The sequence below is a fragment of the Pantoea sp. Lu_F5_004 genome (genome assembly GCF_051136245.1).
Classification (GTDB): Bacteria; Pseudomonadota; Gammaproteobacteria; order Enterobacterales; family Enterobacteriaceae; genus Pantoea; species Pantoea agglomerans.
Genome location: NZ_CP194946.1, coordinates 2,419,040 through 2,440,207, shown reverse-complemented (window position 1 = coordinate 2,440,207; position 21,168 = coordinate 2,419,040). Strand labels below are relative to the sequence as shown.

18 protein-coding genes are annotated in these 21,168 nt (G+C 53.0%); 17 read left to right on the top strand and 1 reads right to left on the bottom strand.

From position 1 onward, the window contains the following. Nucleotides 1-39 precede the first annotated feature (39 nt). From ACR8BN_RS11285 to ACR8BN_RS11205, 17 genes are all read left to right on the top strand, one after another. Entirely contained in the window at nucleotides 40-474 is a 435-nt protein-coding gene (locus ACR8BN_RS11285; RefSeq protein ID WP_434746936.1) for a hypothetical protein, read from the top strand. A 77-nt stretch (nucleotides 475-551) separates the two neighbouring features. Then, complete coding sequence (locus ACR8BN_RS11280; RefSeq protein ID WP_109654369.1) at nucleotides 552-914, top strand: hypothetical protein; 363 nt, start codon at nucleotides 552-554, stop codon at nucleotides 912-914. Between the two features lie 58 nt (nucleotides 915-972). Next, nucleotides 973-1,413, top strand: a complete 441-nt coding sequence (locus ACR8BN_RS11275) for a DcrB-related protein (protein WP_010246011.1) — start codon at nucleotides 973-975, stop codon at nucleotides 1,411-1,413. A 3-nt stretch (nucleotides 1,414-1,416) separates the two neighbouring features. Beyond that, nucleotides 1,417-5,925: an RHS repeat-associated core domain-containing protein gene (locus tag ACR8BN_RS11270; RefSeq protein WP_434746935.1), complete on the top strand. Its 4,509-nt coding sequence runs from the start codon at nucleotides 1,417-1,419 to the stop codon at nucleotides 5,923-5,925. Nucleotides 5,926-5,942: 17 nt separating this feature from the next. After that, nucleotides 5,943-6,158 (top strand): hypothetical protein, encoded by a 216-nt coding sequence (locus tag ACR8BN_RS11265; protein ID WP_424997987.1) that lies wholly within the window; start codon nucleotides 5,943-5,945, stop codon nucleotides 6,156-6,158. A 367-nt stretch (nucleotides 6,159-6,525) separates the two neighbouring features. Further along, a complete protein-coding gene (locus tag ACR8BN_RS11260) occupies nucleotides 6,526-6,996 on the top strand; it encodes a hypothetical protein (RefSeq protein WP_424997986.1) in 471 nt (156 codons plus the stop codon). 455 nt (nucleotides 6,997-7,451) lie between these two features. After that, nucleotides 7,452-8,414 carry a hypothetical protein gene (locus ACR8BN_RS11255; RefSeq protein WP_434746934.1) on the top strand — a complete coding sequence of 321 codons (963 nt, stop codon included), beginning with the start codon at nucleotides 7,452-7,454 and terminating at the stop codon, nucleotides 8,412-8,414. Beyond that, the gene (locus tag ACR8BN_RS11250) at nucleotides 8,414-8,995 is read left to right on the top strand and encodes a hypothetical protein (RefSeq protein WP_434746933.1); all 582 of its coding nucleotides are present in this window, start codon (nucleotides 8,414-8,416) and stop codon (nucleotides 8,993-8,995) included. The genes ACR8BN_RS11255 and ACR8BN_RS11250 overlap by 1 nt, the downstream gene beginning before the upstream one ends. A gap of 429 nt (nucleotides 8,996-9,424) precedes the next feature. After that, nucleotides 9,425-10,432 carry an N-acetyltransferase DgcN gene (gene dgcN, locus ACR8BN_RS11245; protein WP_434746932.1) on the top strand — a complete coding sequence of 336 codons (1,008 nt, stop codon included), beginning with the start codon at nucleotides 9,425-9,427 and terminating at the stop codon, nucleotides 10,430-10,432. A 1-nt stretch (nucleotide 10,433) separates the two neighbouring features. Continuing rightward, nucleotides 10,434-11,399 (top strand): N-acetyl-D-Glu racemase DgcA, encoded by a 966-nt coding sequence (gene dgcA, locus ACR8BN_RS11240; protein WP_434746931.1) that lies wholly within the window; start codon nucleotides 10,434-10,436, stop codon nucleotides 11,397-11,399. A 15-nt stretch (nucleotides 11,400-11,414) separates the two neighbouring features. After that, a complete protein-coding gene (locus ACR8BN_RS11235; protein ID WP_434746930.1) occupies nucleotides 11,415-13,280 on the top strand; it encodes an ABC transporter ATP-binding protein in 1,866 nt (621 codons plus the stop codon). A gap of 22 nt (nucleotides 13,281-13,302) precedes the next feature. Further along, complete coding sequence (locus ACR8BN_RS11230; RefSeq protein WP_115758428.1) at nucleotides 13,303-14,844, top strand: glutathione ABC transporter substrate-binding protein; 1,542 nt, start codon at nucleotides 13,303-13,305, stop codon at nucleotides 14,842-14,844. 82 nt (nucleotides 14,845-14,926) lie between these two features. Further along, on the top strand, nucleotides 14,927-15,859 hold the full coding sequence (locus ACR8BN_RS11225; RefSeq protein WP_060680040.1) for an ABC transporter permease: 933 nt from the start codon (nucleotides 14,927-14,929) through the stop codon (nucleotides 15,857-15,859). After that, nucleotides 15,856-16,740, top strand: a complete 885-nt coding sequence (locus tag ACR8BN_RS11220; protein ID WP_033786129.1) for an ABC transporter permease subunit — start codon at nucleotides 15,856-15,858, stop codon at nucleotides 16,738-16,740. The genes ACR8BN_RS11225 and ACR8BN_RS11220 overlap by 4 nt, the downstream gene beginning before the upstream one ends. Before the next feature lie 2 nt (nucleotides 16,741-16,742). Beyond that, nucleotides 16,743-17,786: a P1 family peptidase gene (locus tag ACR8BN_RS11215; RefSeq protein ID WP_434746929.1), complete on the top strand. Its 1,044-nt coding sequence runs from the start codon at nucleotides 16,743-16,745 to the stop codon at nucleotides 17,784-17,786. Further along, on the top strand, nucleotides 17,783-18,604 hold the full coding sequence (locus tag ACR8BN_RS11210; protein WP_010669960.1) for a M55 family metallopeptidase: 822 nt from the start codon (nucleotides 17,783-17,785) through the stop codon (nucleotides 18,602-18,604). The genes ACR8BN_RS11215 and ACR8BN_RS11210 overlap by 4 nt, the downstream gene beginning before the upstream one ends. A 402-nt stretch (nucleotides 18,605-19,006) precedes the next feature. Further along, a complete protein-coding gene (locus ACR8BN_RS11205) occupies nucleotides 19,007-19,915 on the top strand; it encodes a LysR family transcriptional regulator (protein WP_434746928.1) in 909 nt (302 codons plus the stop codon). Between the two features lie 447 nt (nucleotides 19,916-20,362). On the opposite strand, the gene ACR8BN_RS11200 is transcribed toward ACR8BN_RS11205, so the two are convergent. Continuing rightward, the gene (locus ACR8BN_RS11200; protein WP_434746927.1) at nucleotides 20,363-21,076 is read right to left on the bottom strand and encodes a hypothetical protein; all 714 of its coding nucleotides are present in this window, start codon (nucleotides 21,074-21,076) and stop codon (nucleotides 20,363-20,365) included. Between the last annotated feature and the right edge of the window lie 92 nt (nucleotides 21,077-21,168).

Here is a 21,168-nt window from a genome sequence, read left to right as displayed (position 1 = left end):
GTAAAACAGTGCTACTTAATTCACTCCTCAGGTAAAACTATGAAGTTATTTGTTAAAGTGATGCTCTTGATGATATTTATAGTTTGCCCGATAGGCATTGCAACAGCTTCAGGAACACAAGTGTCTTTTTCTCAGTACAATAGCTTAGACAATGTTTCAAAGATCTTTAGTGACCAGGATGTTGTCTCCACTTTAAAATCTGTTTTAGGTAATGAGTATAATGATTTCAGCCAGAACTTTGATGTTTTTGGAGAACCCCATAAAACAGATGGCGGCGGTATATTCGTTGAGGGCTGGTTAAAAGATCTCTATCTTGTGCAAGCATCCGCATTCGTGATACAGGCAGATGGCAAAGTGTATGCTGCCTGGATGATGCCTCAAAACAACAAAATACATTATGTCACTAACGCGCCTGAAGGTAACAAAGTTCAGGAGGATATAGCAAGCTGGTCTAAGCGTTTTGATAATGAATAGTCTGCCATCCAGGATGAGTAATTTAATCGATAATCGCGTGATAATTATATCTTAGCCAAGTTTCATGACAGGTTTAAATGATTAAAATTTTATGCATTTTAATGTTTTCATATCCGCTGATGACTTCTGCAAATGATTTTTGTCAACGGATGGCTAGTAACGCTAACGCAAAAGGCGTGCGTTTCGACAATACAGATAATGTCTACAGGGTTGGCGGGTCAGGACGGCTGCAATTTTATTCTGCACCTGATGGCCGTTGTGTAGAGAAAGACGTTTTTGTGGTGCCTGGCAATGAATTATATGCTTACGTCGAATATGGAAAATATTACAGCGTAATGTATGTGGCTAATGACGGAAATCAGGCTAATGGCTGGGTAGAAAAAGAAAGATTGATTGAATCACACACGGGTATCGCACCCGATTATGATGCAAATAAATAGTTACTCCTTCTGCTGTTAATAACATTACATTTTTACTTTCCCCATATGGATATCTATTATGCATTACCAATTCAATGAGGGCGCCTTTGCGCTTTTTCCTGCTGCCTGGCAGGACACCACCATGAATATTCTCCGCGATGAAGCCAGTGGGCTGGCATGGGTTGTGAGCCGTGGCGTTATTTCTGAGGGCAGTGATGCGGAAAAAGAGTTCCAGCGTCAGTGGGACACATTGCGGAGTCAGATGGGCCATATCCAGCAGACTGAATTTGTACGTTTGATGGCAGGTGTGGATAACACATTACACGCGGTTGAAGTTGAAACCGTATTTGACCGTAACGGGCAGGCAGTGTGGCAGAAACAGCTGGCTACACAGGTGCCTGACTCGAACATCTTAATGATTTTTACGCTCTCAGCCATGCGTCCATTCAATGAAGAAGACGGACAGCGCTGGAGTGCATTTAAACAAAGCCTGAGTCTGAACAATCCACGGAAAGCATAACCTATGGATAACCCTGCTGCCCGCGTGGGCGACGAGATCATTCACTCCAGCATTTTCGCTGATATCACAAGCATTGTGGCTGAAGGTGCGGCCTATGCCGTCATTGGTGCCGCAGTGGGTGCAGCTATCGTCTCGGCAGCGCCCCTGCTGGGTACAGGGGCGGCAGCGGCGAGTGTAGCAGCCGTGGGTAACAGTTGCCTGCTCAGCGGTATTCTGGGTGGTGTACTGGCCAATGCCGTTGGTCTGTCACAAGAGATCAGCAAAGCGGCCGATGGGCTGGGAAACATGATATTCCCGCCGTCACCCGCCGGAGTAATCGCCACTGGATCAGTGAATGTCTACGTTAATGGTCTTTTAGCCGCACGCGCGGCCGGGATGCTCACGCCCGGCGAGACACCGCCACCGGAACCACAATCGCCGCAGAGCTTCGCCGACTATGGCGGCATGTTGCTCTCTGCGGTCGGCCAGTTTGGCAGTGCAATGTGGCAGCCCACGGTAGCCTCCGCCGATGCGGGCACCTCTCCGCTGGAGCAGGACAAAGTGGCCTGTGAAAAACACAGCGCACCGCAATATCTGGCTCAGGGATCGAAAAGCGTCTTTATCAATGGCCAGCCTGCGGTGCGCGCAAAGGATAAAACCACCTGTGACGCCACCGTGAGCGACGATGTTTCCCCCAATGTCATCATTGGTGGTGAAACTGTCACGGTCAGAGAGATCAAAAGTGGCAAGGTGCCAGGTCTGGCCGTGATGATGATCGGCCTTTCCCTCATCCGTGGTCGCCCCAGTCAGATCATCAAAAACATGCCCTGCGCGCTGGCCGGTGCCGTGGGCGGTATGGCGGCGGACATGGCTATTAACGCGGCCTTCTCGTCGCTGTTTCCGGTTCATGCGGCGACCGGCGTCAAAGTCCTTAATGATGATGCCGAGCGCGATTTTTTCCTTCCAGGACGTTTCCCGCTCAGTTTTCAGCGCAGCTATAACAGTCTGACTCAGCGCGCTGGCTTGTTTGGTCAGGGCTGGGCCACGGTGTTTGACAGCTACCTGACGCTGGAAGGGAATCGGGCGACCTGGTTTGATGACAACGGGCGCGAACTGAGTTTTGACGTTCCCGGTGAAAAAGAGGTGCTCTACAGCATCAGCGAAGGGCTGATGGTACGGCGCAACGAGTCTGGCGATATCGCCATTGCCGATGACGACGGTGCGGTATGGCGTCTTTACAGACGCACGGCCGCTGATCCTCAGGTACTGCGGCTAACTTCACTGAGCGACGAGTACGGTAATGCGCTGGAGATGGGCTGGGATGAACAGGCCCGCCTGGTACGTATCCATGACGCGCCGCTGGCAATTGACGTCACGCTGCACTACGACGACAAACAGCATACGCGGCGCCCGACATCAGCCAGCCATTTTGATGGCGATCAGCACTGGCCACTGACGCGCTGGACCTACAATGATCGGGGCCAGCTTGCCAGCGTCACCGATGCCGCAGGCGTTGTCTCACGACGCTTCCGTTACAACGATGACGGGTTAATGGTCTGGCATCAGCTGCCGGGCGGGCTGGAGAGTGAATATCGCTGGCAGAAGCTGGATCACTGGCGCGTTGTAGAAAACCGCACCAACAGCGGTGATGGCTGCCACATGCATTACGATCTTGAGGCGGGCATCACGCGCGTGTCGACCTATGACGGTCAGCAGCGCGAACATCACTGGAATGCTGCGGGCCTCATCACCTGTTTTATCGACGAGCGGGGCGAGAAGTGGCGCTACGAGTGGGATGAAAACGAACTCCTGACGCGTCGCATCGATCCGCTGGGCAACGCGGTGAGCTTTACCTATGACGATCTGGGCAACCGTGTTGAAGAGAAGGATGCTGACGGTGGTGTGCAGGCGGTGCAATGGCTGTCACACCGTTCGCTGCCCACGGTTGTTGCCGGAGCAGACGGTTCCACAACGAAATACTATTACGATCCCCATCACGGCCTTGAACGCGTTGTTGATGCGCTCGGGCAAAGCACGCTCTATCAGCGGGATGAGTTCGGACTGGTTGTCGAGGAGACTGACGCAGCAGGTAACAGCTACCGCCGTGAGTTTAACGATGCCGGCCAGGTTATCCGTGAAACCGACTGTTCAGGGCTGACCACGCGCTACCGTTATCATCCCCTGGGCTGGCTCAGCTGTGTCATCGCGCCGGATGGTGAAGAAACCCGTTATCACTATGATGCAGCAGGCCGTCCTCTTCAGCTGGAACGCGCAGAAGGATGGGAAGAGCGGTTGCACTGGAGTGAAAACGGACTGCCGCTGGCCTATGAATCGGCTGATGGCAAGCGCAGTGAATTCCGTTACGACAATGTCGGGCGCTTGATCGCCAACCGTAATGCACAGGGTGAGACGGTTCAGCGAAGCTGGGACAGCCGTGGCCGGTTGACGGCGCTGCAAAACGAGAACGGCGAGCAGTATCAGTTCGAGTGGGGCGCAGATTCTCTGTTGCTGGCCCAGGTCGGGCTGGATGGCGTTGCCACGCGATACGACTATGATGCGGCGGGCCGCACGGTATCACGCACCTTTGCCGCCGGACATCCTCAGTCCATTACCCATCGCTATCACTGGAGCCGTGCGGGGCAACTGCTGGCGCGGACCACGCCGGAAGGCCAGACGCGCTATCACTACAGTGGCGGCGGCCAGCTGGGTAAAGTGTCGCAGCATCTGCCGCTGTCTGACACCGAGTGGAGCCAGCAGGCCGAGCAGGAGATTACCTTTAAGTATGATGCGCTGGGCCGCATCGTTACTGAGCAGGGGGAGCAGGGCGAACTGGCCTGGGAGTATGACGCGCTGGGTAACTGCACAGCCTTAACACTGCCGGATGGTCGTAATCTCAAGCAGCTTTACTATGGCAGCGGCCATCTGCTGAGCATCGCGTTAGACAACCTGCCGGTTACCGAGTTTACCCGTGACACGCTGCACCGGGAACTGAGCCGGACACAGGGCGGCCTGACCATGCGCAGTGAGTACGATCGGTTAGGCAGACTGCGCCGCCGTGACGTGTTTAAGGGTGACTCACAGCGACCTGCACCGCGCGTCTGGTCCCGCCGGCGCGACTTCGATTACGGCAACAACCTGATCCGTGAAGAGCGCGACGATAATCCGTTCAGCCAGACATTATGGAACTACGATAACGCCGGCCGGCTGTTGTCACAGGACGGTGCGCAGCCGGGTAATGAACAGTGGCGCTGGGATAGCGCAGGCAACCCGCTGGATCGCCATAGTGCCGCTCATGTCATGCACAACCGTGTCACTGAACTGAACGGTATCCGCTGGCAGTACGATATCCATGGCCGTACCACTGAGAAAGATGACGGTCACACCCGCTGGCGTTATCGCTATGATGGTGAGCATCGACTGACGGATGTGATCAGCGAGCCGCGGGACCGCAATAAGCCGCGCACTAAGGTGAGTTTCCGCTACGATCCGCTTGGGCGCCGCATCAGTAAAACCAGCCAGCAGCTTTTACAGGGAAGACCGTCTGGCAACGCCGTCACGACGCGCTTTGTCTGGGAAGGCTACCGCCTGCTGCAGGAAATCCACGACGGGATCCCGCTGACCTACGTTTACAGCGACAGCCAGAGCTATGAGCCGCTGGCGCGTATTGATGGTGTGGAAAGCCCGGAGATTTACTGGTTCCATAATGCGGCCAACGGAATGCCGGAGCTGCTGACTGACGGTGAAGGGCAAAAAGCCTGGGAAGGTATCAACAGCCCGTGGGGCAAGCTGCTGCGTGAATCCAGCCAGCGGATGCCGGTCGTTCAGCAGAACCTGCGTATGCAGGGCCAGTACCTGGACCGGGAAACCGGACTGCACTACAATCTGTTTCGTTATTATGATCCGGACAGCGGACGGTTTACCCAGCAGGATCCGATAGGGCTGGCGGGCGGGATCAACCTTTACCAGTATGCACCGAATGCGCTGGGGTGGGTGGATCCGTGGGGGTTGAGTTGTAAGAATGCGTGGAATGCATTCCAGAAAAACACTAAAGGTGTGTTCTCAAGTAGAGGGTGGGCGGCAAAAGCTTATAAGGCAGTTCGCGGTAGGGATAAAGTTACTAATCCTTTCCCTAATCCTAAAACTTACCTTGAACCTGCTTATGTCGCTAAGCATTTATCGATGTTTAAAGATGGTGTTTCTAAAATAACATGGGGTGTAAACCGTGCAGAAATAGGACCTCCTGATGGTCATTTCGTCATGCCTAGTTTTGTTGCAGATGAGATGATAGCTAAATCTGGCGGTAATATTGCTAAATTAGAGAATCTGTTAGGTTTAGAAAAAGGCGAATTAGGGAATTCTCCTGTTCGAGTTGATATACCAAGCCCACAAGGAGTAAGGATGCCAACCGGAAATGAGCCAGGAGCAAATGATTATTGGTTGCCGGGAGGTAAAACTTCAGGCGGTGTTCCAGAAGCTGTAATTGATCAAACACCTGTTAGTGATGCTACAATTACTGACATAATTAAAAAATAAATTTTAGCGAGAATGACATGAATAAAAAAATTTTTAGTGGTTATGGTATTGATATTGTAAAAAGAGATGGCTTTTTTTATATACAATATAACGATGGAAGTTTAGTAGGTAAAGAGATTGAGTCTAAAATAAGTGAAGATGAAGCTCTAAAAGCGCAAAAAAGCCCTAAAGATGCCTCTGAGATAATTCTTTTGACACAAAAAAGAGATGGGATTAATACACCCAGGTTTTAAAATATGTTGCTGAGGTTTGATGGAGTTTATAATTATTTTCCTTGAGCCTCAAAATTTTACTTTATTATAGCTATATGTTATAAACCACGCTTTTTGGGACCCGCTTTTTAATGAGGAAGGTGAAATGTAAATTCTATGTGTTTTTTTAAGATCACACCATTTGGTTGTCATCAGGCTTTGCAAGTTGGTTTGGATCCAAAAGTTCCAATGCGTTCAAAGGCAAGACTATATGAGGTTACAGAAGATATATATTTGTAGCCAGAAGGCGTGCTAAAGCTATTCCTAAACATGGAGAAGTAAGAGGACGGCAGTTCTATATACCGGAAGAGGCTCGGTTTAAACTGAAACCTGGAAAAGTAATTGATATATGAAAAAAATGATTTTAGAAGAGAATGGTGCTTTGCTTGTGGATGGAAGTAATATAGAAATTTCTTCTTACGAAAGATTTATTAATTCTTCGTTTTTTAAATCATCTGATGATCTTATAATTGTAGGGGAATATTATTTTTCTGCGAAAAATGTCATGTGGCACAATGAACCGTTCCATGTGCAATTTAGGCCTGCTGTTTTTTCTATTAATAAGAGCGTGTTCCTGATCAGTAAAACAGGTGATTTTTATAAAAGTCTATCTGATTGGGAAAAAAGAGCCAATGTAAAGGCTTTAAAGGAGGAAGAAAAAAGAATGTTTGAATGGATGCTAAATAGATATCCTAATAATTATAAGGGTGAATTAAAGGAACCTCCTTATGGTCATGTTTGGAGTTTTGAATGGGGGGAGATAACTGTACAGTCGGAAGAGAAATCATTTAATTGTGGGATATATATTGAGTGGAATTAATTTAAATTGTCAGTCCTATTGAGATGTTATTTGATAATGTTGGTGTAATAAAATCTTAACAAGATTCCATTATTTACAAGTTAGTCATTGATAATGAATACGAATGTCCGGTAGCAGTTTGTTTTGTGTTTCCGTAATGCTGACAGGAATAATAAATAGACTCACTGGCGATATTTTCATTATGATAAGGATTTCCTGATGAATGTTATTTCAGATGGTAAATAATCTGTTATAGTATTTTTCTGATGGAATTTATGGCTGCTGTTTGATGTCATTATTGCAGTGTTGATAAATAGAACAACTGGCATTTTTAATTCAATCAGAAAATGATAGGCTTGTTCGTGGATTGCATAATTACTGATATATAATCCTGGTGCAATAATGAGGAATTTTTCTCTTCGAGTTTAAGATCTAAACAACTCTATTTTATCATTATGAGCCTATAAGGAGATAACATGAACCTGCCAGGAATGAATCCCGAGAATAACTTACCGGGTTATGACATCGCCAGGATGACCGGTTATGGGGCACCTGATTTTGATTTCAAAGCGCTGGGTGCAGCAATGGATTGTACTCGGGAGTTTTATCAGGCTGGCATCATCTATGCAGATGGCGCACAGCGTTATCTTGTTCGGCCTGGTCAGCGTCATCCTAATGGTCAAAGTGGTATCGTTACACATCTGATTGTGACCAAAACGCCTAAGCAAGCCACAGCGTCTAATACGGGCAAGTCACTTAGTGAAGCCGTAAGCGTAACCTCAATGGGAACGGAGATTGCCTCGACCGTGCTTTCCTGTGGTGCAATGATTATTACTGCTGGCGTAGCGGTTATCGGCGCTTCAGCAACGCCTATAACCGCTGGCAGTAGCGGGGTGCTTGTTGCTATTGGTTATGCTGGCGCTGCCGCAACAGGCGTGCAATGTGTCAATGGTATTTACCGGGTATATGATCTGGTCGAAAACGGTGGTGAAAACGTAGCGTGGCTGGACTCTCAGGATTGGTACGTTGCCACTTCAACGTCCCTTGACCTTATTTCATTAGCCAGTGTGGGCGGTGCGTTAAAAGAAGCCCTGGCAACATGGCGAGCGATGAAATCAGTCTCTTCTTTAAAAGCAACGGAGTGGCTCAGGAACTATCCAAGGCAGGACCGGGCTCGCCTTACTGAATTAATCATTAAGGCACAAAACCCTGGTATAAGTAATAAAGAGCTTAAAGCCGCCATCCGTGCTGGACTTTATCCAAAGCGTTTCCCTGTAGAGTCGGTGCAAAAAGAACTTGTTAAGCAACTCGCGCAGGTTGTCACGAGCGCAGCGGCTGTGGCAGGCAGTGCTGTCAGTGGTATCATTGCTACTCCAGGTAACGTGCCACGTTCCGGGCGCTATATTGTGGGAACAATTCAATCACTGGCGGTATTTTAATGCAATTTCTATCATGGCTTGTCGGGCGAAGTATCACTGAACTACTGCAACATGGTCGCGAAATAGATCAGGTGATCGCACGGCAGGATGATTCCATACTTGCCCGTTCCACTTCAGAGCTCGAGCGCTATTTTAAACAGCCTTCTGAGGCGCTGCCCCGGCAAAATGGCTTCCCCGTTGCAATCGTGCTGATGCTGTTGCTGGTTGCATTTGCATTTAATCTGCTGACGTTTCTGCACGCTCTACCTCCGCTCAGTCCACAGATACATGCGTTGAGTTTTTTTGTTCCCTCGATCGTCGTTATAGGCGTGATACTCACGGCCAGTTACCTGCTTGCGCGAGGCCATACAGCCGGTGTGGCAGGGCTGGCTTACGTCTGTGCGATGTTGCTTATATCGACCGTTTTACTCTTGAGCTACAGCGTTGTTACGGCTAGCCACTCGGGCCTGTGGCTGATTCTGGCACTTGCGGCTTTGGTGGGTGCGCGCTGGATACTTAATGGGCAGGCTTTCATCCTGTTTGCCATTTACTGCCGGACACAACGCCTCGCCAGCGTCGCCCGGCAGCGGCGCATGAAATAACCCATACTGGTCTGCAGTTCTGTTATCGCGGAATACCCATTCCGCGACTCTGGTCATACCATCTACTTTCTCTCAAACCTGAGACCTGAAAGCAAAAACCGGGTGCAAGATGTCCAGATTAAGTATTGATAATGAGGGTAGCCCGAAGATTTACTGAACAGCTTTGTTACAGTAGCGGCCTTTTACCTTCTCCTGCTCCGGTCCATAGCCCATCCCTTCTGCCAGCATAAACATCTCCTTTTCCTATGGCTCGCCCCATATTTTAATCCATACCCTGTCCAATCCCCCTTAAAAACCTACCCATCATCACTATTACCTCTGGCTATAACCTGCTGTTATACCCTCCTGCTAAACAAGCATTCGTCACCTTTCAGAGCGCATGAAATAGTGGTTTCAGAACCTGATCTTTTGGCTGAAACGAGAGACAACATGCTAATCCCACAACCCTATTTACTCTTTCTTGGCGATGTTACCGATCCCCTTGCGGCAAAAACGGCGCGCGGTATTCATATCTGGCGGCCGGAGCAGTGCGTTGGCGAAATTAAACTGCCGGGCTGCACGGTCAGTCTGGGTCTGGATGAACTGGATATTCCCGGCGCCAAAGCGCGCGGCGCAAAAACGCTGGTGCTTGGCACTGCCAACGCCGGGGGCTACCTGCCAGCGCACTGGCTGGAAACGATCAAAGGTGCCATCAAAGCAGGCTTGAATGTGGCCAGTGGTCTGCATCACCGACTGGTGGATGAACCGGAACTGGTGGCGCTTGCGCAGGCTTCGGGTGTTGAGCTTTTTGACCTTCGTCATATGCGTCCAGCGCTCAGTGTGGGCAGCGGTAAGAAGCGTTCAGGTAAGCGGATACTGACCGTCGGTACGGACTGCTCAGTGGGCAAGATGTACACCTCACTGGCGCTGGAAGCGGCGATGCGCGCGCGTGGCCTGAAAGCCGTTTTTCGTGCCACGGGGCAGACCGGGATTCTGGTCGCAGGGGAGGGCATTGCTGTGGATGCGGTCATCGCTGATTTTATTGCCGGTGCAGCAGAAGCGCTGTCACCGGCGAATGACGAGGACCACTGGGATATCGTTGAAGGTCAGGGCTCACTGTTCCATCCCTCCTATGCGGGCGTGAGTATGGGGCTGATGCATGGTGCACAACCACACTGGCTGGTCATGTGCCATGAAATGGGACGACCTCACATGCGTCATTTGCCACACCAGCCCATGGTCAGCCTGCAGGTATGCGTTGAAGCCAATCTGCGTGCCGCGCAGGTTACCAGTGAGTCCGTTCAGCTGGCTGGCTTTGCTATCAACACCTCCAATTACAGCGAAGAAGAGGCGCTCGCTTATTGCGCCGAAATCAGCGCTGAGTTTGGCTTACCGGCCACAGATCCGGTGCGTTTTGGTATTGATGAGATCGCCGCACTGCTTCAGGAGCGTGGCTGAAATGAGAAAGTTGCAGATTGATGTGGTGGAGCTGCCGCTGGCGCGACCCTTTGCTATCGCACGGGGTACCCGCACCGCCGTGACGGTCATCCGTGTCACGCTGGAGCAGGAAGGATTCATCGGGCAGGGCGAATGTACACCAACGGCTCGCTACGATGAGACACCGGATAGCGTTAAGGCCATGCTCGAAGCGGTACGCACTGACGTGGAGTCGGGCCTCAGCCGTCATGATCTGCAACACCGCTTACCCGCCGGTTCAGCGCGCAACGTGCTGGACTGTGCGCTATGGCGACTTGATGCCGCACGGGCTAATCAAACGCTTTGGCAAAAGAGCACCTGCTCTCAGCCAGAGTCGGTCATTACGGCAGAAACCCTTAGCCTGGATACGCAGGAATGTATGGCTCTCGCGGCAGCGGATGCCGTATCACGTGGCGCCCTCCTGCTCAAAATTAAGCTCGACCGTAATGCGATCCTGGAAAAAGTAGCAGCGATTCGCGCGGCGGCGCCGCATGCCACGCTCATTATCGATGCCAATGAAGCCTGGTCGGGTCTGGAACTGGAAAGCCTGCTGGTGGCACTGAAGGCCTTCAACATCGCGATGGTGGAGCAACCCCTTCCCGCCGGACAGGATCATGACCTGAAACGTTTCAAACATCCCATACCGGTCTGTGCCGATGAGAGCTGCCATACGCGGGCGGATATTGCCGGATTACGCGATCGCTACGAGATGATCAACATCAAGCTGGATAAGTGCGGTGGCCTGACAGAAGCGCTGGCGATGGTGGATGAAGCGCGGATGCTCAATATGCGCATTATGGTCGGTTGCATGCTGGGCTCGTCACTGGCCATGGAGGCCGCATTGCCCGTCGCGGTTAACGCTGAGTTCGTCGATCTGGATGGCCCCATCTGGCTTGCCGCCGACAGTTCTCCTTTCCTGAGCTACTCCCAAGGCCGTATCTGGCTATAACTCTGTGAGGCGACGATGACGGACACACAACGTACTTCCCCTGCAACCCGCGCTGCCTCTGCCTCTCCCGTGCTGGCGATTCAGGATCTCAGCGTGTCGTTTCATGGACGCAGCGGTGAAAATCAGGCACTCAAAGGCATCAGTTTTGCCATTCATCCAGGTGAAATCGTCGCCGTCGTGGGTGAAAGCGGCTCAGGCAAATCTGTCACGTCGCTGGCTGTGATGGGCCTGCTGGCAAATAACGGCCGTGTCGATGGCGGCAGCATGCAGTTCCGCGACCGCAGCGGAAAAGTGCATGCGTTAGAAACGCTGGATGATGCTCAGCGCCGCACACTGCGTGGCCGTGAAATGGCGATGATCTTTCAGGAGCCCATGACCTCGCTGAATCCGGTGCTGCGCATTGATGATCAACTTACCGAGGCATTACGCGATCATCAGCAGTGCGACAGAAAGCAGGCCCATGCGCGGGTGCGTGAATTGCTGCGGCAGGTGCGTATCGCCGATGTGGACCGCGTCATGAAAAGTTATCCGCACTCGCTGTCAGGCGGCATGCGGCAGCGTGTGATGATTGCGCAGGCCCTTGCCTGTGATCCGCAACTCCTGATTGCCGACGAGCCTACCACAGCGCTGGATGTCACCGTACAGGCACGCATTCTCCATATTCTGCGTGAGCTGCAACGTGATAAACAAATGGCGGTTCTGTTTATTACTCATGATATGGGCGTGGTAGCGGAAATCGCCGATCGCGTAGTGGTCATGCTGCGTGGCGAAGTGGTAGAGCAGGGAACCGTGTCTGAGATTTTTGCCGCCCCGCAGCATGCGTATACCAAAGCGTTACTGGCGGCAGTACCAAAACTCGGCGATATGCGGGAACACACGTGGCCGCAACGCTTTCCTCTGCCCGGTGCCCGCGAGGCTGTGCAAGGCGAACAGCATACCGCTCGCTATGACGTGGCGCCGCTGCTGGATGTGCGCGGATTAAAAGTCTATTACCCGATTCGCAGCGGCATCTTATCGAGCCTGACGCATCACGTGCATGCGGTTGAGCAGATTGATTTCAGTCTGTGGCCAGGTGAAACCCTGGCCATCGTGGGTGAAAGCGGCTGCGGCAAATCGACAACCGGACGGGCGCTGATGCGCCTTATCAACAGTGAAGCTGAAAGTATTCACTTTGAAGGCAAGGAAATCTCTGACCTGAAAGAGGCAGAGTTCCAGCCGCTCCGCCGTGAAATTCAGATGGTGTTTCAGGATCCCTATGCGTCACTGAATCCCCGCCTGACGGTGGGTTTCACCATTGCCGAGCCGTTGCTGTTACATGGCATGGTCTCTTCGCTTGAGCAGGCTTCCCCACAGATAGATGCGCTGCTGAAGAGCGTCGGTCTCCTGCCAGAGCACGCGCGTCGTTATCCGCACGAATTTTCTGGCGGTCAGCGTCAGCGTATTGCCATTGCCCGCGCCATGGCGCTGAAACCGAAAGTGATTATTGCTGATGAAGCGGTATCGGCCCTTGATGTCTCGATTCAGGCGCAGGTGGTCAATCTGATGATGGATCTGCAGCAGCAAACGGGCGTGGCGTGGATTTTCATCTCTCATGATATGGCGGTAGTCGAGCGTATTGCTAATCGCGTAGCGGTGATGTACCTCGGTCAGATTGTGGAGCTTGGACCGCGTCAGTCGGTATTTAATCAGCCGCAACATCCCTATACCCAACGTCTGCTGGCCTCCGTGCCGGTAGCGGATCCCGAAAATCGTCAGCCCCGTATTTTCGATGACAGCGAAATCCCCTCGCCGTTGCGTAAGGTGGGCGAAACGGTCACTAAAACCCGATATCGGCAGGTTGCCCCCCAGCACTGGGTAGCTGACGGCATTGCATTGCAATAATCCTTAACGACCAGGAGAATTTATGAAAACGCTGTTTCGCCGTACTTCGCTCGCCCTCGCATTGACGACGACGCTGGTCATGACTGCGCAGGCACAGGATCTGCGCATTTCAATGTATGCCGATATCACGGGGCTGGATCCGCACGACACCTCGGATAATGTCAGCTACTCGGTTCAGAGCGGCATCTTTGAGCGCCTTTTCCAGTTTGATTCCCGGATGAAGCTGCAACCCTGGCTGGCGACCGGTTATACCTCTAATGACAGTGCCACCGAATTTACGCTGACGCTGCGCAAAGGCGTTACCTTCCAGGACGGTACCCCTTTTGATGCAGAAGCCGTCAAAGCGAACCTTGATCGTCTGGCAGATCAGAAAAAAGGGCTGAAGCGTAACAGCCTCTACAAAATGATTGATAAGGTCACGGTGCTGGCACCCGACCAGGTAAAAATCGATCTGAATCAGTCGTTCGGTGCCTTTATCAACACTCTGGCGCATCCTTCCGCGGTGATGTGGAGCCCGTCAATTCTTAAGCAATATCCGGACGAAGCGCAGTTGCGACTGCATCCGGTGGGAACCGGTCCGTTTACCTTTGTTGACTGGAAACCAGGCAAAGCCGTTACGCTGGCCAGATATGCAGGTTACTGGCAGCAGGGATGGCCAAAAGTCGACCATGTCATCTTCTCTCCGAGTCCCGAAGATGCGACACGTGTCGCCGCATTAAAGTCGGGTCAGGTGGATGCCATCTGGCCATTGCCTTCAGACCTCATCGCAGCCGTTCAGCAGGACAGCCACCTTTCCATTCAGCGCGATCCGAGCATTTATCTTTATTACATGGCGATCAACACGCAGCACAAGCCGCTGGCCGATGTTCGGGTGCGTCAGGCAATCAACTATGCGATTGACCGTAATCTGTGGCTGAAAGTGGCCTTTGCCGGTCTGGGCAAACCTGCCACATCCGCGATCCCGGAAGGCGTACAGTTCTATCAGAAACAGGGCGATCCTGATTACGGCTATGCGCCGGATAAGGCCAAAGCCTTGCTGAAAGCGGCGGGTTATCCGGAGGGACTGGATCTTAAGCTCTGGGTGACCAACGCCACGGCCAGCGTCCGTGCCGCTCAGGTGCTGAAAGCGCAACTGGCCACGGCAGGCATTCGTGCCACGGTAACACCGATGGATTCCGGCACGCGCAACGCTAAGTTGTGGGGCGTTCAGGACCCGAAAAAGGCGGAGTTTGACCTCTACTATGGCGGCTGGTCGACCTCTACGGGGGATGCCGACTGGGCGCTGCGTCCGCTGTTTGCCACCGAGTCCTGGGTTCCGACCTCGTATAACGTCTCCTATTTCAGTAACCCTGATGCAGATAAAGCGATTGCTGCCGGGCTGGCGACGGCCGATCCGGCAAAGCGTGGCATCGCCTATGCGCAAGCGCAAAAGGTGTTGTGGAAAGAAGCACCGGTGGCGTTCCTTGGCACGCCAGACAATCTGGTGGGCAAGCGCAACACGCTGAGCGGCGTTTCGATGCTGCCTGATGGTAATTTACTGTTCACTCAGGCGTCCTTTAAATAAGACGGTCTCTTCTTCCTCGTCCCCTGTCCGGAACGGATGAGGGACGCGAGGAGGCCAGTCGCACCTCATTTCAGGGAATGGCATGTTTGCATACATCATTCGCCGATTGCTGGAGATGATCCCGGTTTTGCTGGTGGTCTCGTTGCTGGTTTTCGGTTTTATCAAGCTCATGCCGGGCGACCCGGCGCGTATTTATGCCGGACCGGATGCGCCTGTTGAGGCGATCGAAGCGGCGCGTCAGCACCTCGGGCTTAACGATCCGCTGCCGCAGCAGTATCTCCACTGGATCGGCAGCCTGTTGCAGGGCGATCTGGGCACCACGTATCGCACCCAGCAACCGGTGCTGGAGGTAATCAAAGAGGGCTTCATGCCGACGCTGTGGCTCGCCTTAGCGGGTTTTACCTGGTCCGTCATTCTCGGTTTATTATTCGGCGTTATGGCTGCACTGAAACGTGGAAGATGGCAGGACTGGACGCTGATGAGCGTGGCGGTCGGCGGCATTTCGATGCCAGCCTTCTGGCTGGGGCTGTTGCTCATCCAGTTCGTCGCGATGCCTTTTGGGCTGTTCTCGGTCAGCGGCTTTAACAGGGCCAGCGATATAGTCCTGCCCGCCATCACGCTGGGTTCGTCGGTTGCGGCGGTAATGGCGCGCTTTACCCGTTCGGCGTTTCTTGAGGTGGCGCAGGAAGATTACGTGCGTACCGCCAAAGCCAAAGGGCTGCGTAACCGCCTGGTGACGTGGAAACATGTGATGCGTAATGCGCTCATCCCGGTAATTACCATGCTGGGCTTGCAGTTCGGTTTTCTGCTGGGCGGATCCATCGTGGTGGAGAGTGTTTTCAACTGGCCAGGATTAGGCTGGTTATTGATTGAGTCGATCAAAGCGCAGGATCAGCCGGTGATTCAGGCGCTGGTGATGCTGTTCGTCTTTGAATTTATTGTGATTAATCTGCTGGTCGATCTGCTTTACGCGGTGGTTAATCCGGCCATTCGTCTGCGACAGGAGCCAAAATGAGTATTCAATCGCTGACTGAAAATCCGCCTCAGATTATTCGTTCACCGTGGCGCGATTTCCTGCACGCTCTTGTGCGGAACCCTCTGGCGCTGGTCTCAGGCGGGTTTGTGCTGCTGTTGATTGTGGTGGCGATTTTTGCGCCCTGGCTGGCGCCCTGGGATCCCATGGCTCCGGACTGGATGGCGTTATCGTCGCCACCAACAGCGGCACACTGGATGGGGACCGACGAACTGGGGCGCGACCTGCTCAGCCGCATTATCTATGGAGCGCGGATCTCGCTCTATATCGGCGTGCTGTCGGTGACGATCGGCATGCTGGTCGGGGTCATGCTGGGCTTACTGGCGGGCTATTACGGCGGTTGGGTTGATATGCTGATCATGCGCGGTGCCGACGTATTATTCGCGTTCCCGGGTATGTTGCTGGCCATTGCGGTGGTGGCGCTGCTGGGGACGGGTCTGAACAATGTCATTATCGCCGTCGCGGTATTCAGCGTGCCGGTATTTGCCCGCATCGTGCGGGCTTCGACGCTCTCTCTGAAGCAGGCTGCCTATGTTGAAGCCGTGCGCTGTGCCGGTGCGCCAGACAGCGTCATTATTCTGCGGCATATTCTGCCCGGCACGCTTTCCAGCGTGATTGTCTATTTCACTATGCGCATTGGCACCAGTATTCTGACAGCGGCGGGCCTGAGTTTTATTGGACTGGGTCCGGAACCGGACGTGCCTGAATGGGGCAATATTCTGGCGATGAGCCGAAGCATGATGATGGCCGGATCGTGGCACATGAGCGTATTTCCGGGGCTGGCGATCTTTATTACCGTGCTGGCATTCAATCTGCTTGGGGATGCGCTGCGCGACACGCTCGATCCAAAACTCAAGGGCTGACTATGGATTTCCAACAATTGCAGCGTGAACTGCTGCTGAAACACTGGCGTGACCTGCGTCAGCTTGGGCAGCCGCGAAGCGCCTGCGGACCCACTAATCGAATCAGCGATGTTGCGGGCGTGCGTGTCGGACATTACACGCTGAATGAAGGCGAAAAGCAGACTGGCGTAACCGCTATCGCCCCGCCGGGCGGCAATCTGTTTCTCACGCCGCTGCCGTGTGGGGTTGAGGTGCTTAACGGTTTTGCGAAACCCGTCGGACTGGTTCAGATAGAGGAGCTTGGCGTGCTTCAGACGCCGATTCTGCTCAGTAACACGCTGGCGGTCGGCACGCTGTTTACCACGCTGGTGCGGGATGCCATCAGTCGTAACCCGGAACTGGGACGAACACTGCCCACGGTCAATCCGCTGGTGCTGGAGTGCAACGATGGCTGGCTGAATGATATCCAGGCGCTGGCCATCACTGAAGCGATGGCGCAGGAGGCATTGCAGACGGCCTCAGCAGACTTCGCGCGCGGCAGCGTCGGCGCAGGGCGCGGGATGAGCTGTTTCAGCCTCAAAGGGGGCATCGGAACCGCCTCGCGGGTTATTCCCTCGCTCAACGCCACGCTTGGCGTGCTGGTGCTGGCCAATTTCGGCGCACTGGAAGCATTAACGCTCGATGGCGTTCGGGCTGGCGAGATGATTGCGCCGCTGCTGGCCGGGGAGACGCCGCAGCTGGATGCCGGTTCGGTCATCATCATCATGGCGACGGATGCACCGCTGGACGCACGTCAGTTAAAGCGCATCGCGAAGCGAGCCGGTGCCGGCCTGGGACGGCTGGGCAGTTACTGGGGCCACGGCTCGGGCGACATTGCGGTGGCGTTTTCAACGCAACCTCTGCCGCAACCGCCACAGGACGACACGCTGGAGCCGCTGCTTGCTGCAGCGGCAGATGCAACTGAACAGGCTGTACTGGATGCTTTGCTGAGCGCTGAGGCTGTTACCGGCTTTCGCGGTCATCATCGCCCCTCACTGACGCAGATTCTGGATAGATTAACGACATGAAAATTTTTATCTCGGCCGACATTGAAGGCATCGCGGGGGTCATGCGCCCGGAGCAATGTACACCCGGCCACCCGGAACATCAGCTGGCCCGTGGTCTGATGGAGCAGGAAGTGAATGCCGCAATTGAGGGGGCTTTTGCAGGCGGGGCAACGGAAGTGGTGGTGGCAGACAGCCATGCGCAGATGACCAATTTGCGTGCGGAAAATATCGATCCCCGCGCCCGGCTGGTGCAGGGAAAACCCCGTGTCCTGTCGATGGTGGAAGGGATAGAGCAGCAGACGTTCGACGGGCTGTTTCTGGTGGGATTTCACAGCGCAGCAGGTGAACCCGGCGTACTGGCGCATACCATCAACGGCCGGGCATTCTGGCGTATCCATATCAATGGTCTGGTGATGGGAGAAACCGATATTTATGCGGCCGCCGCTGCTGAGCACGGCACGCCATTGCTGCTGGTCACCGGTGACGATCAGTTACAGAGCTGGATTGCGGAACACTACTCAGCAGTCAATTACGTCTGTGTAAAACGCGCCATTTCTCATACCTGCGCGGAATCAATCAGCCCACAAGCGGCACAGCGTGCGATCGCTGCCGCAGCAAGCGCCGCGCTGCAACATCCCCCTCAGGTGAGCACGAGCCGCCTGACGGCACCTTACGCTATGCGCCTTCAGGCCACTAAACCGGTGCTGGCCGATCTGTTCAGCCTGATCCCCGGCGTCACGCGCCTGGATGCCGTTACCGTGGCGTATCAGGCGGAGAATATGGAGACGTTAATCAGCTTACTCAGTGCATTCTCCTATCTGGCGAGTACTCAGTCGTAGCGACTTTATACCCGGGCTGCCTGCAACATCAGCCCGTCAAGCCCGCCGTTCCGGTTCTCCTGAAACCACGCTGCCAGGCACACGCCTGTATTGCGGACTGTGCATACGCATCTTCCCTCTGACGAGTCAGAATCGTTGCTGGCTTAAATCCGCTCAACTCGCGCTGCGGACCAGCGCTCCTTTAACTGCACCACGGCAGCGCGAAACCCGCTCCCTGCAGAGGCTTCAGACGGGACTGCCGGGTGCGGATGGGGGCGAGACAGGCAACTGAGCCTGCACCGGTTTTGCGGTACAGTTTTTGCAACAGGATAATGATTTCTTTCTCACCCTCCGCCCGGGCCTGATCGTGCAGCCTGTCGGAGAGGCCTTCGTTTTCGGTATTCCATCCAGGGTAAAATAGTCATGCGGCTCCGCCATATAGAGGTCTTTCAGGCCATCGTACAGACCGGCAGCATCAGCGCTGCGGCGCGCTTGCTTAATGTCTCGCAGCCCAATATCAGCCGTGTGCTGAATCATGCTGAGCAGCAATTGGGATTTGCGCTGTTTGAGCGACGTATACAGGGAATGAGTGTGACGGCAGAAGGACGACGCCTTCTGCCTGAAATAGACGATCTCTGCCAGCGCCTGCAATCTATCACCCAGCTCACGGAACAGCTGCGGCGGGGCGAAGGGCAGTTAGTTCGCGTCGGCGCGGCTCACGCTTTTGGTCAGATGGTTTTGGCACCCGCATTAGTCACCTGGCGGCAACAGATGGCCTCGGTCAGTGTCGAACTGGTCACCGAGCACTTTAGTACTTTATGCCAGATGATTCTGGATAATCAGCTCGATTTCGCGCTGGTTTTTGGTCAGCAGGTCGATGCGGATCTTCTGGCTGAACCTCTGTTTCAGTCTTCGATGGTCGCGTTGTTACCGCTCAATCATCCCCGTAATGAACCCGTTACGCTTGCGTGGTTATGCAACAATAATTTACTGATGATGCAGACTCAGGATCCGCTTGGACGCGTACTTCACCGAGCGCTGCGCGATAAAAAACTGAATCCCGCCGTGTCGTTGTCGATTAAAACCTATTCGGTCATTGCGGATATGGTGCTGGCAGGCGGCGGCACGGGCGTCGTGGATCTCTTCACCGCCTGTCGCTATGCCGAACAGCTAAAGCTGCTACCCATAGCACAGCCCCTGCCGTTTGAAGTGATGCTGATCAGCCGCCGTGACCAGCCACAGTCGCAGTCCACTCTGCAACTTAAGCAGGTGATCCGTAACAGACTGTGGGAGATCGCCCGGCAGTGTGAAACGCAGTTTATGGGTGGCTGAATAAGCGCCGCTTTCAGGTGAAGAGCAGGGGAAGATGGGTGTGCTCAGGCAGCATCAGATTCGCTCGCTGACTTTTGCACCAGAAATCGTGGAGCCCGAACAGTGAATCTTTTTTAAGGTAATGATTCCTGCATTGTTGAAATGTGCTGACAGAGACTATTGAGACGGCGTTGAAATAAAAAATCCACGCAGATGCGTGGATTTATTCTGTGATCTTCATGAGATTCAGTTAAACCCCATGAGACAACAATCTTTAATCAGACGTTGAACTGTGATTAGTTATTTATTCTTTTGATTTAATGTATTTTTATTTGATTTTTAATAATTCGTACTCATTTATGTACTCACTTTCTCAAAAGCAGCAATTTAGGAAGTATGGCATTCACTTTTGACCGAAAACTGGTCAAAAAATCCATGCGTTGGTGATCAATGGTGTCCATTACACCGTTATTCCCAAACCACCTCAGTTGCGAGATAGTTATGTATTACTGAGCGGACTGTCAGTATGCCTTGTTGAAATACCACGTATCGATAGATGTCATCTTGAACATTAACCCAACCATCATCTAAGTCTTGACCTGTCATGACACGAGTCATCATTCTACTTCCAACTTCTGGCCAGCCAGCAAAGGGTCCACCAGCTTCTTCGAAGTCGTTACGTTGGATTTGATTCATAGACATCAGCGGAACGGCACTTACAGAGACTGGATCGTCCAACATTGGCTCTCCGTACTCGTAGAAAGCATGGCCTCTGGCATTTTTCAAAATAACCCGATGTATGCGTTCTATTTCAGGTAGCCAAAGAATCTGCTGTCTGCCATATTCATCCACTGTAATCTGCTTAGCTGCCTGTAGTCGAGCAGCCAGGGATGGGTTACGTGTAAGTGCCCTCCCGATTTTTGGATTTCTCTGCGCTGAAGGGTCTGTGCTTCCTGCCTCCACACAACTCAGAAAAGTAACGAAGTACTCTTCATCCAATGAGAAGCCGGTATTACATTCCTTGCATACTTCGACTTGTGGTACATGGGGCGGCAGAGGTCTTTCTAGTAACCCTTTTGTCGGGACGTGATCTCTGTTGGTATGAAGGTCAATAATGGGTGAACTGCAATGGATACACCAGGCTTTGTGCCTATCATCGGTAAAATGCTCTATTTTTTCCATACATCCTCTCTAAATGTCATATTGCTATTGCTTTTTTGTTCTGTAAGCCACGCAGTTTCAACGATTAAAAAGTTACTGATGCATAAACCAGC